The 14,140-nt window shown below is 66.9% G+C and carries 20 protein-coding genes; 12 read left to right on the forward strand and 8 right to left on the reverse strand.

What is annotated here, in order from left to right; translation table 11 throughout:
* Positions 1 to 72 precede the first annotated feature (72 nt).
* Positions 73 to 384 carry a helix-turn-helix domain-containing protein gene (locus FLP10_RS15050; RefSeq protein WP_149161611.1) on the forward strand — a complete coding sequence of 104 codons (312 nt, stop codon included), beginning with the start codon at positions 73 to 75 and terminating at the stop codon, positions 382 to 384.
* 9 nt (positions 385 to 393) lie between these two features.
* Here the strand turns inward: FLP10_RS15050 and FLP10_RS15055 are convergent, their stop codons facing one another.
* Positions 394 to 702, reverse strand: a complete 309-nt coding sequence (locus tag FLP10_RS15055) for a hypothetical protein (protein WP_149161612.1) — start codon at positions 700 to 702, stop codon at positions 394 to 396.
* A 229-nt stretch (positions 703 to 931) separates the two neighbouring features.
* On the opposite strand from FLP10_RS15055, the gene FLP10_RS15060 reads away from it, so the two are divergent.
* Complete coding sequence (locus tag FLP10_RS15060) at positions 932 to 1,360, forward strand: HNH endonuclease signature motif containing protein (protein WP_246150043.1); 429 nt, start codon at positions 932 to 934, stop codon at positions 1,358 to 1,360.
* A 21-nt stretch (positions 1,361 to 1,381) separates the two neighbouring features.
* Here FLP10_RS15060 and FLP10_RS15065 read toward each other — a convergent pair whose 3' ends face one another.
* The 3 genes from FLP10_RS15065 to FLP10_RS15075 all read right to left on the reverse strand — a co-directional run bounded on the left by FLP10_RS15065 (position 1,382) and on the right by FLP10_RS15075 (position 4,171).
* Positions 1,382 to 2,464 (reverse strand): hypothetical protein, encoded by a 1,083-nt coding sequence (locus FLP10_RS15065; protein ID WP_149161614.1) that lies wholly within the window; start codon positions 2,462 to 2,464, stop codon positions 1,382 to 1,384.
* A 124-nt stretch (positions 2,465 to 2,588) separates the two neighbouring features.
* The gene (locus FLP10_RS15070) at positions 2,589 to 3,365 is read right to left on the reverse strand and encodes an ABC transporter ATP-binding protein (protein ID WP_149161615.1); all 777 of its coding nucleotides are present in this window, start codon (positions 3,363 to 3,365) and stop codon (positions 2,589 to 2,591) included.
* On the reverse strand, positions 3,365 to 4,171 hold the full coding sequence (locus tag FLP10_RS15075) for an ABC transporter permease (protein ID WP_149161616.1): 807 nt from the start codon (positions 4,169 to 4,171) through the stop codon (positions 3,365 to 3,367). Before FLP10_RS15075 ends, FLP10_RS15070 begins: the two co-directional genes overlap by 1 nt.
* 31 nt (positions 4,172 to 4,202) lie before the next feature.
* Here FLP10_RS15075 and FLP10_RS15080 point away from each other — a divergent pair, with 31 nt between their 5' ends.
* A complete protein-coding gene (locus FLP10_RS15080; RefSeq protein ID WP_168209210.1) occupies positions 4,203 to 4,766 on the forward strand; it encodes an ECF transporter S component in 564 nt (187 codons plus the stop codon).
* A 94-nt stretch (positions 4,767 to 4,860) separates the two neighbouring features.
* On the opposite strand, the gene FLP10_RS15085 is transcribed toward FLP10_RS15080, so the two are convergent.
* Both FLP10_RS15085 and FLP10_RS15090 read right to left on the reverse strand, forming a co-directional pair.
* Entirely contained in the window at positions 4,861 to 5,553 is a 693-nt protein-coding gene (locus FLP10_RS15085) for a phosphocholine cytidylyltransferase family protein (protein WP_149161618.1), read from the reverse strand.
* Positions 5,554 to 5,800: 247 nt separating this feature from the next.
* Positions 5,801 to 6,262, reverse strand: a complete 462-nt coding sequence (locus FLP10_RS15090; RefSeq protein ID WP_149161619.1) for a hypothetical protein — start codon at positions 6,260 to 6,262, stop codon at positions 5,801 to 5,803.
* Between FLP10_RS15090 and FLP10_RS15095 the strand changes: the two genes are divergently transcribed.
* Entirely contained in the window at positions 6,237 to 7,400 is a 1,164-nt protein-coding gene (locus FLP10_RS15095) for an ABC transporter ATP-binding protein (RefSeq protein ID WP_246150045.1), read from the forward strand. The two genes, FLP10_RS15090 and FLP10_RS15095, sit on opposite strands and share 26 nt — an antisense overlap.
* A gap of 201 nt (positions 7,401 to 7,601) precedes the next feature.
* Here FLP10_RS15095 and FLP10_RS15100 read toward each other — a convergent pair whose 3' ends face one another.
* Positions 7,602 to 7,823 (reverse strand): helix-turn-helix domain-containing protein, encoded by a 222-nt coding sequence (locus FLP10_RS15100; RefSeq protein ID WP_149161620.1) that lies wholly within the window; start codon positions 7,821 to 7,823, stop codon positions 7,602 to 7,604.
* Between the two features lie 58 nt (positions 7,824 to 7,881).
* Between FLP10_RS15100 and FLP10_RS15105 the strand changes: the two genes are divergently transcribed.
* The gene (locus FLP10_RS15105; protein WP_246150046.1) at positions 7,882 to 8,502 is read left to right on the forward strand and encodes a uracil-DNA glycosylase; all 621 of its coding nucleotides are present in this window, start codon (positions 7,882 to 7,884) and stop codon (positions 8,500 to 8,502) included.
* A gap of 77 nt (positions 8,503 to 8,579) precedes the next feature.
* Here the strand turns inward: FLP10_RS15105 and FLP10_RS15110 are convergent, their stop codons facing one another.
* Positions 8,580 to 8,759, reverse strand: a complete 180-nt coding sequence (locus FLP10_RS15110) for a hypothetical protein (RefSeq protein WP_149161621.1) — start codon at positions 8,757 to 8,759, stop codon at positions 8,580 to 8,582.
* A 131-nt stretch (positions 8,760 to 8,890) separates the two neighbouring features.
* On the opposite strand from FLP10_RS15110, the gene FLP10_RS15115 reads away from it, so the two are divergent.
* The 7 genes from FLP10_RS15115 to FLP10_RS15145 all read left to right on the forward strand — a co-directional run bounded on the left by FLP10_RS15115 (position 8,891) and on the right by FLP10_RS15145 (position 13,949).
* Positions 8,891 to 9,115, forward strand: coding sequence for a ribbon-helix-helix domain-containing protein (locus FLP10_RS15115; protein WP_149161622.1), 225 nt, complete (start codon positions 8,891 to 8,893; stop codon positions 9,113 to 9,115).
* 58 nt (positions 9,116 to 9,173) lie between these two features.
* Complete coding sequence (locus tag FLP10_RS15120) at positions 9,174 to 9,404, forward strand: hypothetical protein (RefSeq protein ID WP_149161623.1); 231 nt, start codon at positions 9,174 to 9,176, stop codon at positions 9,402 to 9,404.
* A gap of 12 nt (positions 9,405 to 9,416) precedes the next feature.
* Positions 9,417 to 9,878 (forward strand): hypothetical protein, encoded by a 462-nt coding sequence (locus FLP10_RS15125; RefSeq protein ID WP_149161624.1) that lies wholly within the window; start codon positions 9,417 to 9,419, stop codon positions 9,876 to 9,878.
* A gap of 53 nt (positions 9,879 to 9,931) precedes the next feature.
* Positions 9,932 to 10,399 carry a hypothetical protein gene (locus FLP10_RS15130; RefSeq protein ID WP_149161625.1) on the forward strand — a complete coding sequence of 156 codons (468 nt, stop codon included), beginning with the start codon at positions 9,932 to 9,934 and terminating at the stop codon, positions 10,397 to 10,399.
* Between the two features lie 298 nt (positions 10,400 to 10,697).
* The gene (locus tag FLP10_RS15135) at positions 10,698 to 10,910 is read left to right on the forward strand and encodes a helix-turn-helix domain-containing protein (RefSeq protein WP_149161626.1); all 213 of its coding nucleotides are present in this window, start codon (positions 10,698 to 10,700) and stop codon (positions 10,908 to 10,910) included.
* Between the two features lie 215 nt (positions 10,911 to 11,125).
* Positions 11,126 to 13,066 (forward strand): AAA family ATPase, encoded by a 1,941-nt coding sequence (locus FLP10_RS15140; protein WP_168209211.1) that lies wholly within the window; start codon positions 11,126 to 11,128, stop codon positions 13,064 to 13,066.
* A 307-nt stretch (positions 13,067 to 13,373) separates the two neighbouring features.
* Positions 13,374 to 13,949, forward strand: coding sequence for an HGGxSTG domain-containing protein (locus FLP10_RS15145; protein WP_281286473.1), 576 nt, complete (start codon positions 13,374 to 13,376; stop codon positions 13,947 to 13,949).
* Positions 13,950 to 14,140 lie beyond the last annotated feature (191 nt).

Genomic DNA, 14,140 nt, shown 5'->3' on the forward strand with positions numbered 1-14,140 from the left:
AACACTAGAGGCATAAACGCGGGAGTGCCGAGCACTCTGGTAACCAATTCGGGGGGTCGATACACAAGACGGGTGCCTGAAGCCCAGTCCGACGCAGCCCGCATCTTCGGCGAGCGGCTGCGTTCAGCTCGGCAGGCGACGGGGTCGAGCCAGGAGCATGTTGCCGACCTCGCGCACATCCACGTGACGAACTACGGCAAGATCGAGCGCGGCCAGGCGAATCCGAGTCTCACGACGATCGTGCGTATCGCGGGCGTGCTCGACATCGACCCCGGAGACCTCGTCACGGGTCTGAAGCCCGCGCACCTTCCGCATGTCGAGCACGACCTGACCGTGGCCGAGTTCATTCGCGAGCGCACGAAGAAGGGTGCCGGCAGGCGTTGAGGGGCTTCCTCAGAAGCTCACCCGCCACAGGTACTCGCCGCCGTCAGGACGAAACCACCGCACGCACGCGATCGTGTTGCGGGCCGGGTCGTCGGCGTGCACCACGAACGAGACCGATTCACCCGGCGGCACGCTGAGCAACGGTCGCCACATCAGCCGCCCGTCGCCGCTCAGGGTGAGGTGCACGCCGTTCAGCGGCTCGTCGCTCTCGTTGACGAGCGAGAACCACGGGTCGTGACTGCGATCGACCCGCCAGGGCACGCGATACGCGAGCGCGGGGTCGTGGCTGGGTGCGATGGCGGGGTCGGGTTTCGACACGGCGGTCCTCTCGGGTCGCGGGATCGGTCGTGGCGGCACGCTACGGAGGCCCTCCGACAGCGCGGGTGTCGGTGGAACAGGCCCTGTGGAAAGAGGCGACCACGAGGCGTCCTGTGGAGGAGTAGTCGCGTCAATCACCTGATCAGATACCGAATCAAATGTCGGTGGGTGGTGATTCGATCAGGTCATGCAGATCACGGCTGAAGCGATTCCGAGGGCAGAGCTCGGGATGCCTCGTGCTGCCGCCGTCCGGGTCGAGGCTGCGCTGGCCGAGGTCGCCGAGCTCGAGGCGACGATCCGCGCGGCGCAGGCGCGACAGTTCGAGCTCATCGCCGAGGCATCCGAGGCGTTCCACCTCGACGACGCGGTGCTCGCGGGCCTCACGACCGAAGATCAGTGCCGGTTCCCGCACTGCAGTCGGCCGGCGACCCGCACCGACTTCGACCACACCGAAGGCTGGGCCGACGGCGGCCGAACCGATGCAGCGAACCTGGCGTGCCTGTGCCGAGCACACCACAGGATGAAGCATCACGGCGGCTGGCGGGTGCGCCAGCTCGGGCGCGGGCGCCTCGAATGGACGAGTCCGACCGGTCGTGTGCAGGTGACCGAACCCGAGTACGCGTTCATGCAGGGCGTCGGCGGTGCCCAGGGGCCGTGAGCATCCGAGAGCCGGCGGGCTCTACGCGGCGGGCGGCTCGGTCGAGTCGGTGGGGTCAACCCGGTCGTCTGATTCGGCTGTGCTTTCCGCCTCTGGTCCATCCGTCTCGGCCGGTGCGTCCGCGGCACCGTGCCGCCGCGTGATCGCTTTCGCACCCCGAGCGGTCGCCGCCCCGGTGGCCTTTGCACCGCGGGCCGTCGCGGCTCCGGTCGCCGCGCCCGCGCGACGGATGCCTCGTGCCGATGCGACCGCGACGCTCGCGACCGCACCCCCGAGGGCCGACCCGGCACTGGCGATACGGCCTCCGGCGGTCTGGAGCATCCCGTCGCTCTCACCCGGCTCGAGCTCGGCCGGCAGCGCTACCGGCGCCTGCCCGAACGCGAGCCGCGACTGCGCGAGCACCCGACGCCCGAGCACGTTGTTGCCGATGCCGCCGACGGCTGCGCCGACGCCGAACGGCAGCGCCTTGCCGAGGAATCCCGCCCCGCCGCGCACCGCGAACTGCTTGACGAATACCGTGCGCAGCCGGTCGACGACGGTGCCCATCACGGCTTTCGGCAGCGTGTTCGTGATCAGCTCGCCCCAGTACGCGTTGCGGGCGATGCCGGTTCCGGTGGCCTGGGCCGCGAACTGGCGCACGAGGTCGCTGCCCTCGCGTCCGAGCATGAGCGTCATGACGAGCGCGCGTGCACGGTCGGGGTTCTCGATCGGAATGCCGTGCACCTCGGCGACCGACTGCGCGAACAGCGCGGTCGCCTCGAGGAACCCCGCGGTCTCGACGCCCGACAGCGCGAGGGTGATGCCCGTCGAGATCCCGGGGATCACGGCGGTCGCACCGACGGCCGCACCCCCGGTCGTCACGGCCGCGAGGTAGCGCTTCTCGAGGATGCGCACGAGCTGGTCGGGGGTCGCATTCGGGAATCGCCGACGGATGCCTCGCAGGTGCAGCACGACGACGGGCCGCTGGATCGCGAGCACCCGATCGATGGTCCGCTCGACGCCATGCGCGCGACCCTCGTCGACGCGCGCGCCCTCGGCATCGTCGGGCACCTCGCGCGGGGCTTCCGCCCCCATCGACGTGATCCGGTGCACCCGCTCGACCATGCGCACGATCCTAGGCGGCCTCGCCGCACGGAAGCTGGGGGTTGCCGCCGACGGCGTCGGCGTGCCGCGCACCCGCGACACGAGCGCACCCGACCTCGGCGCACTGCAACTGCCGCGGCGCGGCTTACTTCAGCGTGCCATGCTCCGCGTTGTACCGATCGAGCACGTCGTCGATCGGCCCGTCGAGCACGAGCCGCCCGCCGTCGAGATAGAGCCCGCGTGTGCAGAACCGCCGCAGGTCGCGCTCGTTGTGCGACACGAAGAACAGCGTGCGCCCACCGGCGAGCATCTCCTCGATGCGCCCGTAGCACTTCTCGCGGAACGCCTTGTCGCCGACCGCGAGCACCTCGTCGACGAGCATCACCGGCTCCTCGAGCTGCGAGATCACGGCGAACGCGATGCGCACCTTCATTCCACTCGACAGGTGCTTGTACGGGGTGTCGACGAAGTCGGCGATCTCGGCGAACCCGATGATCTCGTCGAACTTCGCGTCGATCTGCGCCCGCGACATCCCGTGCAGGCCGGCGGTGAGGTAGACGTTGTCGCGCACGCTCAGGTCGTCGACGAACCCGCCGGTGATCTCGATGAGCGGAGCCACGCCGCCTGAGATCTCGACGCCGCCCTCGTCGGGGATCATGACGCCGGCGACGAGCTTCAGCAGCGTCGACTTGCCCTGCCCGTTGCGCCCGACGACACCGATCGCCTCGCCGGGTCGCACGACGGCGCTCACTCCGCGCAGCGCCCAGAACTCGCCCGGCCGGGTACGTCGCTGGCGACCGGCGAGCAGGTCCTTGAACGACCGGCGCCCGCGCCGGTTGCGCCGGAAGCGGATGCCGAGCCCGTCGATGCGGATCGCCGCCTCGGTCTCGCCCGTCACGGGCGCGACGGATGCCTCGGTCATCAGATCTCCTTCAGCACCTGTCGCTCGGACGAACGGAAGACCCACAGCCCGATCGCGAGGATGAGCACCGACATCAGCGCAGAGACGCCGACGTCGAACCAGTTGAGCTCCATCGGGAAGAACCCGGCGCGGTACAGCGAGAACACCCCGCTCAGCGGGTTGAACGCCGCCCAGAACCCGAGCCCGCCCGGCAGGTCGGTGGTGCCGTAGATGATCGGCGACGCATAGAAGAGGAACCGCAGCACGAGCTTGACGGCCCGCTCGAGATCGCGGAAGAACACCACGAGCGGCGCGACGATGAGGCAGACGCCCGCGGTCAGCACCGCCTGCAGCACGATCGCGAGCGGGAAGAACACGAGCTGCCACGACACCGATGCGCCGAACACGATCGCGAACAGCGCGAGCACCGGTATCGAAAGGAGGAACTCGATGCCCTTCGACAGCACGATGCGGTTCACCCAGATCGTGCGGGGGATCCTGGTCGACCGCACGAGCTTCGCGTCCTTGAGGAACGCCCGGGTCGAGTCTGCCACCGACCCGTTGAACCACATCCACGGCAGCAGCGCCGACAGCAGGAACACGATGTACGGCGGTTGCCCCGGCCGCTGGAACACCTGCGTGAACACGAACCAGTAGATGCCCGCCATCACGAGCGGATCGAGGATCGACCACACGTACCCGAGCGCCGACGTCGAGTACCGCACCTTCAGGTCGCGTGTGGTGAGCAGCCAGAGCGCGTGCCGGTATCGCCCCCATCGCGTCCGCTGCAGCGGATGCGTCTCGGCATAGCTCGTCACGACACTCATCGTAGATGGCGCGCGGCGGTAGATTTGCAGGGTGCCCGCGCGACGAACCAGTACCAGCATCCTCCTGAGCTGCGCGGCGATCGGCGTCGGCGGCGGACTCGTGGCCGGAGCATCCGGCTACCTGGCCGCCGCGTTCGCTGCCTTCGGCCCCATGCTCTACGGACTCACCGCCGGCACGCACTTCCTGCCGAGCGTCGTCGCCCTCGCGCTGCTGCGCCGCCCGGGCACCGGCCTGCTCACCGGGCTCATCGCCGGCCTCGTCGGTGCGGCGTTCGCGCCATGGTGGTTCTGGCGCTACGTCGGCACGGGCCTGCTCGTGGGCGCGCTGCTCGAGATCCCGTTTCTCATCGCTCGCTACCGCCGCTGGGACCCCTGGCTGTTCTACGTGTCGGGTGCGTTCGCCGGTCTGGTGCTCGCGATCGGCGTCTTCTTCGCACTCGGCGCCGAGCACTACGCCTGGTGGGCGTGGGTGATCGCGCTTGCGGCGTGGGTGCTCAGCCCCGTGCTGTTCATCTGGATCGGCCGGGTGATCGCGCGCGCCCTCGAACGCGCCGGGGTCGCGAGATCGGCCAGGGTGGTCGCCTCGCGCGAGTAGGAGCGCGAGCAACGACCGACGCGAGCGACGGGGAAAGGTGAAGAGCGGATGCCCCGTCGGGGAGCATCCGCTCTTCTGCTGTGGTGCTGTGCGATCACACGAAGTGGTTTGCGCGCTCCAGGTCTTCGGCGAAGTCGATCTCGACCGCGTACAGATCGGAGATGTCCATCGGCTCCACGAGGATGCCGTTCTTCTCGATGGCCAGCTCGAGGCCGCGCTCGAAGTAATCCTGGTCGCCGACCCGCTGCAGGTAGGCGAGGAACGTCGCCTTGTCACGGCTCGAGATGTAGTTGATGCCGACGGCTTCGCCGAGGCCGCCCTTGACGGTCTTCGACAGCTCCTTCACATAGCCCTCGGCGCCGATGGTGTACTTCACCTCTTCGTCGGAGACCTTGGCGTGGTTCACCGTGACGAACGACTGGTCGCGCGCGATGAGGGGCAGCGCCCGCTCGAGGATGCGCGGGTCGAACACGACGTCGCCGTTCATCCACAGCACCCCGCCGGGCTGCGAGGCCTTCAGCGCGCGGAGCAGCGACTTCGACGTGTTCGTCTGGTCGTACTCTTCGTTGTAGACGAACGAGGCCTGAGGGAACGCCTCCATGATGTGCTCGAGCTTGTAGCCGACGACGATCGTCACGTCGGCGGCGTCGCCGAACGCGTGACGGATGTTGTCGAACTGCTGGCCCATGATGGTGCGGCCGTCGCTGAGCTCGGTGAGGGGTTTGGGGAGGGATCGCCCGAGCCGGCTCCCCATGCCGGCTGCGAGAATCACGATCTGGGTGGTCACTGCATCTCCTTGGTCGTTCGGATGTTGCGACCCTCGCCCTCATTCACAGGACGTTCGCCGTCGGTTCACCCGGAAGTACACGTTCGGACACACCGTTATGCCGACCCACAGCCTACCGGCTCGCCCCTGACGGGCGCATGCAAGGGTGGACGCTCGTACTCGGATCGTGATGTGACGTCCAGTGGGTGTTCAGGTTGCGTCGTCCTGAAGGCTGAGGATGTCGTCGAAACACGCACTCGAAGCGGACTCATTGGTACGTTGGGCGGGTGACTTCAGATTCGCGCTCACCCAAGGACGAGCCAGAAGCCACCGGCTCGGGGGAGACGGCCGATCCGGGGGCTTCGTCGGTGCGTTCCTCGCGCCCGGCTTCGGGGGCGACGCGCACGCCGCGTCCGCGTCGGCCGAAGACCGAGACGGATGCCTCGTCGGCCACGCCGACCGCGTCCTCCAAGCGCACGAGCGCGTCGAAGGCGGCCTCGGCGAAGTCGACCGCGGCGAGAAGCGCTGCGGCTCGCAGCAGCACCCGCACGGCCGCCGGGAAGAAGGCCGCCGGGTCGGCGACCACGGCCGGTAGCCGTACCCGCAGCACCGCGACCGCCGCGAAGCAGCGTGAGCGGGTCGCCGCATCGATCACCACCGAGACGACCGAGCTCGAACCGCCCCGCCGCACCGAGGCTGAAGCGGTGATCGACGAAGCCGCGGCGATCACGACCGCGGCGCTCGCCGAGACGTTGGTCGAGGACGCGCCGGCCGAGAAACCGGACGAGAAGGTGGACGCGCCGGCCGAGAAGCCGGCCGAGAAGGCGGAGGCGCCCGTCGAGGAGGCGGAAGCGTCCGTCGAGGAGGCGGAGGCGCCAGTCGAGCAGGTGCCCGTCCAAGAGGCGCCGGTCGAAGAAGCTGCGGCGCCGGTCGAAGAAGCTGAGGCGCCGGTCGAGGAAGCTCCCGCCGAGGAAGCTCCCGCCGAAGAGGTGCTGCCCGAGGCATCCGTCGCGCCGCGCGTGACCGAGGTCGTGCCGCTGCCGGTGCGGCCGAAGCCAGGCGAGGTCCGCGTCCTGCGACCCGCTCGGGTGGCGCCGCCCGCCGATGCGCCCACCGTGCTCGAGATCACCGACCTCCAGAAGCGCTTCGGAGCGAACACCGCGGTCGATCGGGTGTCGCTCGACGTGCGAGTCGGCTCGTTCTTCGGCATCGTCGGCCCGAACGGCGCCGGCAAGACCACGACGCTGTCGATGGTCACCGGCCTGCTGCGGCCCGACTCGGGCTCGGTGCGCATCCACGGTATCGACGCCTGGGCCGACCCCAAGCACGCCAAGCGCAACACGGGGGTGCTGCCCGACCGGCTCCGCCTGTTCGACCGGCTCACCGGCGCCCAGCTGCTCTACTACTCGGGCATCCTGCGCGGCCTCGATCCCCGCACCGTCAAGGAGCGCAGCGCCGACCTGGTCGCCGCGTTCGCGCTCGACGACGCCATCGACCGCCTCGTCGCCGACTACTCCGCCGGCATGACGAAGAAGATCGCCCTCGCGTGCGCGATGATCCACTCGCCGCGCCTGCTCGTGCTCGACGAGCCGTTCGAATCGGTCGACCCGGTGTCGGCCGCGAACCTCACCGAGATCCTCGAGCGGTACGTCGCCGGCGGCGGCACCGTGCTGCTGTCGAGCCACAGCATGGACCTCATCGAGCGTGTGTGCGACTCGGTCGCGGTCGTGGTGTCGGGTCGCATCCTCGCCTCGGGCACACTCGACGAGGTGCGAGGCGGCGAAAGCCTCGAAGAACGGTTCGTCGAGCTCGCGGGCGGGCGCAAGGCAGCCGAGGGGATGGAATGGTTGCACAGTTTCTCCGACTGAGCGCAGCCCTCTTCTGATCTAGCCCGAATCGCACCGACGTGCCCCGTTCTCGCCCGGAAATCCGGCGAAGTTCGGCACTTTGGATAGGCCGTGTCGGGGCACGCTGGGGCATGTCGGAACCCCGCAGCGGAGCGCGGTCGCGGGGTTTTCCACGGGGATTAGCCAGCTATTCTTGGCCCGGATTAGCCAGCTAATCGGCGTTCAGAACAGATCGCTGACTGGGACGCCGAGGGCGTCTGCGAGCTTGTAGACGTTGTCTATGCCGATGTTGCGGTGGCCGCGTTCAACGCCGCTGACGTAAGTGCGGTCGAGGCCTGCGAGATGTGCAAGTTGTTCCTGCGAAATGCCTCGGGAGAGACGAAGTTCGCGGACGCGGTCGCCGAGTGCGATGCGATGATCGCGTTGCGGAGCCGCCGAACCCATGTCTCCACGGTCGGCGCGTGTGGACTATGAGTCCACGGACTATGAGTAACATCTAGCTGTGTTCCTCGACGCGCCGCGTGGCTTTCGTGACCCTGCACGAATCGACGAGCGCGTCGCGATGCTTGAGACTGCACCCCGTGTCGCACCGCTTCGAGAGTGGGCTAACGCGCTGGCGTCTCGACGGAACGCGGTCGTGCCATTGTTCGACCCGGCAGAGGCTGGTGTTGAGGCCCGTGTGCTGATGCTGTTCGAAGCTCCAGGGCCGATGACCAACGCGGACAACAAGCGACCCGGATCCGGTTTCATCTCCGTCGACAACGACGATCAAAGCGCCGAGAACGTGTGGCGCGCTCGTGACGCAGTCGGCCTGCACGACGGCGTCCTCGCGTGGAACATCGTGCCGTGGTATCTCGGCCCTGCGTCGAAGAAGCCGAACGCCGTCGAACTTGGGCAAGGTGGAATGGAGCTTCGCCGACTATTGCCGCTCCTGTCGAATCTCGCAGCGGTCGTGCTCGCGGGCCGTCTTGCGCAGACCGGATGGACCAAGCACGTCGCCCCGTTCATCGGCAACGATCTGGCCGTCATCGAGACGTGGCATCCATCGCCCCTTTCGTTCAACCAGCCGGGGCATCGCGACGACTTCACCAAGGCACTGTCGCGCGCGGCGCGGTATGCCTGAAATGCGTGGCGAACGGGTGCGGGTCGGTAGGCGGGGCTGAGAGCGGGCCTCCGACCACGCAGATGGGCGTGTAGCGGCTAGCGACCGGTGCCGCGGAGACGGTTGGTGGCTGTGCTGACCGTCTCCCCGCGGATCGCCGCCGATCGTTCGGCTTGTGCACGTTCCTTCGGGCTGAGCGGGCGGGACTTGCCGTCCGGGGTGCGGCCGAAGCCGCCTGAGGCGTACTCGGATTCCTGGGGCACATTCGTCTCGTTCATGCCTTCAAGGGTCCCTCGACTGGTCGTCTCGGCGACGGCTTGTCGGTGTCGAGAGTGTGTGCATTCCCAATGCGGATTTGTAGCGGGGTCGAGTCCAGCGGGCGAAACGCTTGCCCCGGTAAAGTTGACCTATGTCAACTAACTCTCTAGCCGGCACTACCCGACTCGACCAGCCGATCCCTGCCGACCTCGACCGGGCGCTCAATGCGCTCGTGAAGGCCTCCGGCTTCTCGAAGCGCTCGATCGTGGCTGAAGCACTCCGCGCGCACCTGGTCGCGCACGGCGTGCTGCCCGACTCGACCCCGCCAATCCCGCCCAGCCTCGCGCGCGGAATCCTCGCCGCCGACCGCCACTGATCGCCACTGATCGCCACTGATCGGCGCCACTGATCGCCACTGATCGGAAGGAATCGAAATGACCATGTCCATCAACATCGATCTGCCGAAGTACCCCGCGAACCTCGGCCCCGCAGCCGCGAAGCGTCTCGAGAAGCAGCGAGCCAAGTACCGCGAGCGCGCCGAGGAGCTTCGGGACGCTCTGAGCGACGCTGACGAACAGTTCGCGATCGCGCTCGCGAGCCTCGATCGACAGCAGTCCACGCGCGACCGCATTTCGCAGCTCGCTCGAACCGCAACCCGCCGCTAAGGAGAACAGCAAATGTCCGTATCCAACCCGCACCCCAATCCGCACCCCCACCAACTGCGTCTCGAAGCGCGCACGCAGACCCACCCCAACGCGGCAACGGAGCGAGAAATCACTCGTGCCATCGACGAAGCCGTATTCTCACGCGTCCGGACCTACGAGGAGAGCATCGCTGCTGCCGTGGACGAGTTCGTCGCGCAGAAGGAGACCGACGTGGTTGCCGCGACCGAGCTCCGGCAGGCCATCCGAGAGGAAATCGAGTACCCCTTGCTCGACAGGCACCGACCGACCCCTCAGCTCGCGGCCCGGTACGACGAGCTGCGCCGGTCAGCCGAGGTCGCGATCTCGGAACTCGAACGCGCTGCGAGCGAGGCGGAATGGCATCTGGAGCGAGCGAAAGATCCGTATGCCGCGTTCTCTGACCTGATGACCAAGTGGCCGAGGATCCGGCCGTCGATCGTTCTCGTCGCGAAATAAGAGTGGGCGGGTCGCTACTCCACGACCCGCCCGAGAGGAAGGATGCCAGTCCTATGAACGATTACCTTAACGTGCCTGGAACGATCCCCGCGTACTTCGCCCGAGCAGACGTGCGCAAAATGGAGGAAGTGCAGCTCGATTATTCGCACGGTTCACCGGTGCGTCGGCTCTCGATGCTGGAGCGCGCGACCGCTCGCGTCAGCGCGCGATCCGTGCTGGATTGCCCGCAGGGGTATAGCCTGCTCCATGAGGCGGCACTGAGATTGGCCGTATTCGAGAGCCGCCACATCCTTGAACACGCGAGCGCGAGCTGGGTTGCCCGCACCCTCCAGAGCGTTCTCGGCAATGCACATCCCGTTGCCCTGCGGAACGCTTGGCAAGGGTGGGCGATCCTCGCCGCGCTTGACCGCGCAGACCTCGGGGTGGAGGTCTGGCTCAGCCGCGAGCCCGACGACCCATTCGGCCCGTGGACGCGTGTCCGTCTCAGTGCAAGATGCGACGAACTTGGTGCTCCGCGGTGACTCCCAGCGGGCCTCATTGTGAACCGGGTAGGGTTCTTCTCAACCCAGCGCCGACCGGTTTGCCCGGTTGACACGGGCGAGTGTGGTGTGTAACTTCACTCTCCAGCACGAAGCGTAAGTCCGGAAAGGATCCGGCTGCACAACTGAAAACAGAATGGCAAGGCCCGTCAGCCTTGTCACGAGGGAAGGCCTTCGAATTCGACACCAACCGAGAGGTTGGACGACTTCGAGGGTCTTTTTGTTTCCCCGGATCAACCACCTCTCGGCCTTGAACCGCCGAAGAGAAGGGGTCCGACCGATGGACAACAAGCAGAACACCGAGAAGTACTGGACATACGACACTGCGCCCGATTCCCCCGTCCTGCAGGGAATGGGCATCACATCTCGGCAGCTCAGGCGATGGGTAGAGCAAGGCAAGCTCTCTCACATCAAGCCGGGCAACCGCGTGCTCTTCAGCGAGGCGCACCTGCGCGAACTCGTTGAGCGTTCCACCATCAACGCCGTTCGATAGGGCTACCCGTGCCTACGACCGTCAACGGGCAGCCCGTGTCGAGGACGAGACTGAAACCTCGCGCGCGCCCCAAGACCCAACGGAAGTATCCACCTGACGCGGTTCGTGCTGCGTTCGGGCGGTGGGCCGTCGGCGCGGAGACGTCCGACGGCGAGCAGCGGATGTTCTGCCCGCTGTGTGAAGACCCGGCGACCAGCACCAGCCCATCAGCGTCAATGAACGCCGAGAAGGGCGAGTGGAACTGCCTCAGTTCTGGGGGAGGTGACCACGGCGGTTCCATCTACGACCTTGTTCGCGAACTTGGATTGCAGGTCGATGCGCAAGCGAGAAGGGAGGGGAAGTCGAAGCCGAGCGGTGCGCGGCCGAAGGTTCCGCCGAAGCTCGGCGAGGAACTCCTCGAGAAAGTAATGGTGGATTGGCCGGCCATGCTCGCTGCGGATCGAGAAGGCGAAGTGTGGCGCTTCCTCACCGAGGCTCGCGGCCTCGACCCGCAGACCATCGCAGACCGATCCCTCGGCATGGATGGAGCGGGCAATCTCACGATTCCGATTCGCCATGTCCAGACGGTGCGAAATATCCGCTATCGCGCGATGCGCCCGAACCCGCGGAATCCGAAACGCTATTGGAGCGCGGATGGGCACGGATCGCCCGCCGTTCTGTATCCCACGGCAGAACTCGTCGGCAATACGCTCCCGGTGCTCCTGACCGAGAGCGAACTCGATGCGATCCTCGCAAACCAGATCGGCGCAGGTCGGTTCGTTGCTGTGAGCGGGACAGGTGGTGCGGGCGTCGACCCTGCAGACCTGTCGTCTCTCGCGGGTCGCGAGGTCTTCATCGGCTACGACAACGACGATGCCGGCGAGAAGGGCGGGCATCGCATCGCCGAGAAGCTGCGGAAGCTCGGGGCACAGGTCTACACGATCGACTGGCTGCGCCTCGGCCTTCTCGCGGGCGACAAGACCAAGAAGGACTTCACCGACTGGGTGATGAAACTCGGCGGCACCGCCGATGTGCTCCTCAAGGAAATGGAGCGGCTGCGGTCCGAAGAGGCGTACGACGCCGTGGCCGAGTTCGAGGCCGATGTCGAAGAGGTCGTCCGTCGCAAGGAGATCAACCGCGAGGCCGAGCGGCGGCTGGCCGCGAAGACGGCCGCAGGGTCGTTCTCGGAGTTCGTGAAGGTCTCGCTGCGCGAAGCGCTGGAGCGACCGCGCGAAGTAAAGCCCGCCCTGATCGAGAGCTTGCAGATGCAGGGTCACAAGGCCTTCCTCACGGCGCAGTTCAAGGCTGGAAAGACGACTCTCGCGGGCAACGTCGTGCGGAGCATGGCCGACGGTGAACCGTTCCTCAACCGCTTCGAGGTGTTCGACCTGCGGGGCAACGTCGGCGTCTTCGACTACGAACTGACCGAGGATGACGCGCTCGACCTGTACGGCAGTCTCGGCCTGCGTAGAGCGGAGCGAGTGTTCATGCAGTCGCTGCGTGGAACAGGCTTCACCCTGGCGAACGAGCATCATCGCGACCTCGCCGTGAATTGGCTCATCGAGCACGACGTGCAGTACTGGGTGGTTGATCCGTTCGGACGAGCGCTGCGCGGGTTCGGTTCCGAGAACGACAACGATGACGTGCGCGTCTTCCTCGACACCCTCGACCGAATCGTGACCGAGGCAAGCCTTCTCGGAGTCCTCATGCCCGTGCACACCGGTCGCGCACAGCACGAAATCGGTGCCGAGCACGGGCGCGGTGCGACGGTCGTCGACGACGATGCAGACGCCCGCTGGATCCTCACCAAGGACACGACCGGTCGGCGCTTCTTCCGCGCCGAGGGTCGAAACGGTGTCGGGCTGGACGAGGTCTCGCTTGAGTTCGATCCCTCGACCTCGCAGCTCTGGACCGGCGACCTCTCCCGCGCGGAGTCTGCCGGAGAGCGGTTCGTAGGGCTGGTGCTCAACCACATCGAGCACAACCCCGGTGTCTCGCTCCGCGAGCTCAAGAAGGACATCGAAGGGGCCGACAAGAACATCGCTGCCGCCGTCAAGCTCGCCATCCGTCGCGGGTTCGTCCGGATGGAACAGGACGGGCAAGCGCACCGGCACTACATCGAGACGGATCCCCGTCCGAAGCTTCGGGTCACCGTCGAGGGGCCGAGTGATGAGTAGCGCCGGTGAAATGCACACGAGCGAGGCGAGCGAGGCGGACCGAGGCCAGACCGAGGCGCGCCTCGCTAGCCGACGACGACGGGAGACCGAGGCGGCGGGGCTTAAAGCCCGCCTCGGTTCCGGTCGGGCGGTTTGTCCCAGAACAGAGAGACAACTTCAACGAGGCGAGCCGCCTCGGTACCAGACCCCCAGCCGGGCAACACCCTTGGTGCGAGCCGTCGGCGTCGCGTTGCTCGGCTGGGTTCATCATCCAGAAACGAAGAACGAGAAGTGGAGAAGTGAGATGACGAAGAAGGGCCTGGACCGTATGAAGACTGGGACCGTATGCACTGCGAGGCGGCGGAACGGTGAGCCTTGCATGAACTACGCGATCAAGGGTGCCAACGTGTGTCGGCTTCATGGTGGATCGGCTCCACAGGTGCGTGCGGCGGCACAGATCCGGCTGTTGATGGCGAGCGACAACCTGATGGCGTCGCTGCTGAAGATCGCTGACGACGAGTCCATCCCGGTGCAGGTTCGACTCGCCGCGATCCGGGATGGGCTGGACCGGGCGAACATCGTCGGGACGCAGCAGGTCGCGATCGAGCTCGGCGTCAAGCCCGACTGGGAGCAGCGCTTGCTTGAGGCGGGCGTGGTGCGACGTGTCGAGATTGACTGGGATGACGTCGGCGAGGAAGTCATCGATGCCGAGGTTGTCGAGAGTCCCGAGGAGCACACGGCGCAACTGAAGGCCTCGGCCTACGCAGCCGAGACCGGGCCGCGATCGGCTGTGAGGCCGCTCAAGCCCCGACGCGCACCGAAGCAGCCCGAGGCCGACGCTGAGCCGGACTTCTACGACCCGTCCCCGCTCGCGAGCCGGACCCGCCGAGGGCCGAAACCGTGACGGAGCGGCGCTACACGCCCAAATGCCAAGAGAACGGGCCGAGAACAGGCACTGGGCTGAGGCGGCGATTTCTAACCACGCAGGCTCGGATTTCTGGGAGCGAGTAGTGAAAACCCTGAGTGCCGAGCGAGGGTTCGTCTCAGGCGGAAACGGACATCCCCGCCTTCCGCCTCAGAACCGAACCCAAGGAG

Origin of the sequence: Agromyces intestinalis, assembly GCF_008365295.1 — a bacterium.
In the GTDB taxonomy this organism is placed as follows: domain Bacteria; phylum Actinomycetota; class Actinomycetes; order Actinomycetales; family Microbacteriaceae; genus Agromyces; species Agromyces intestinalis.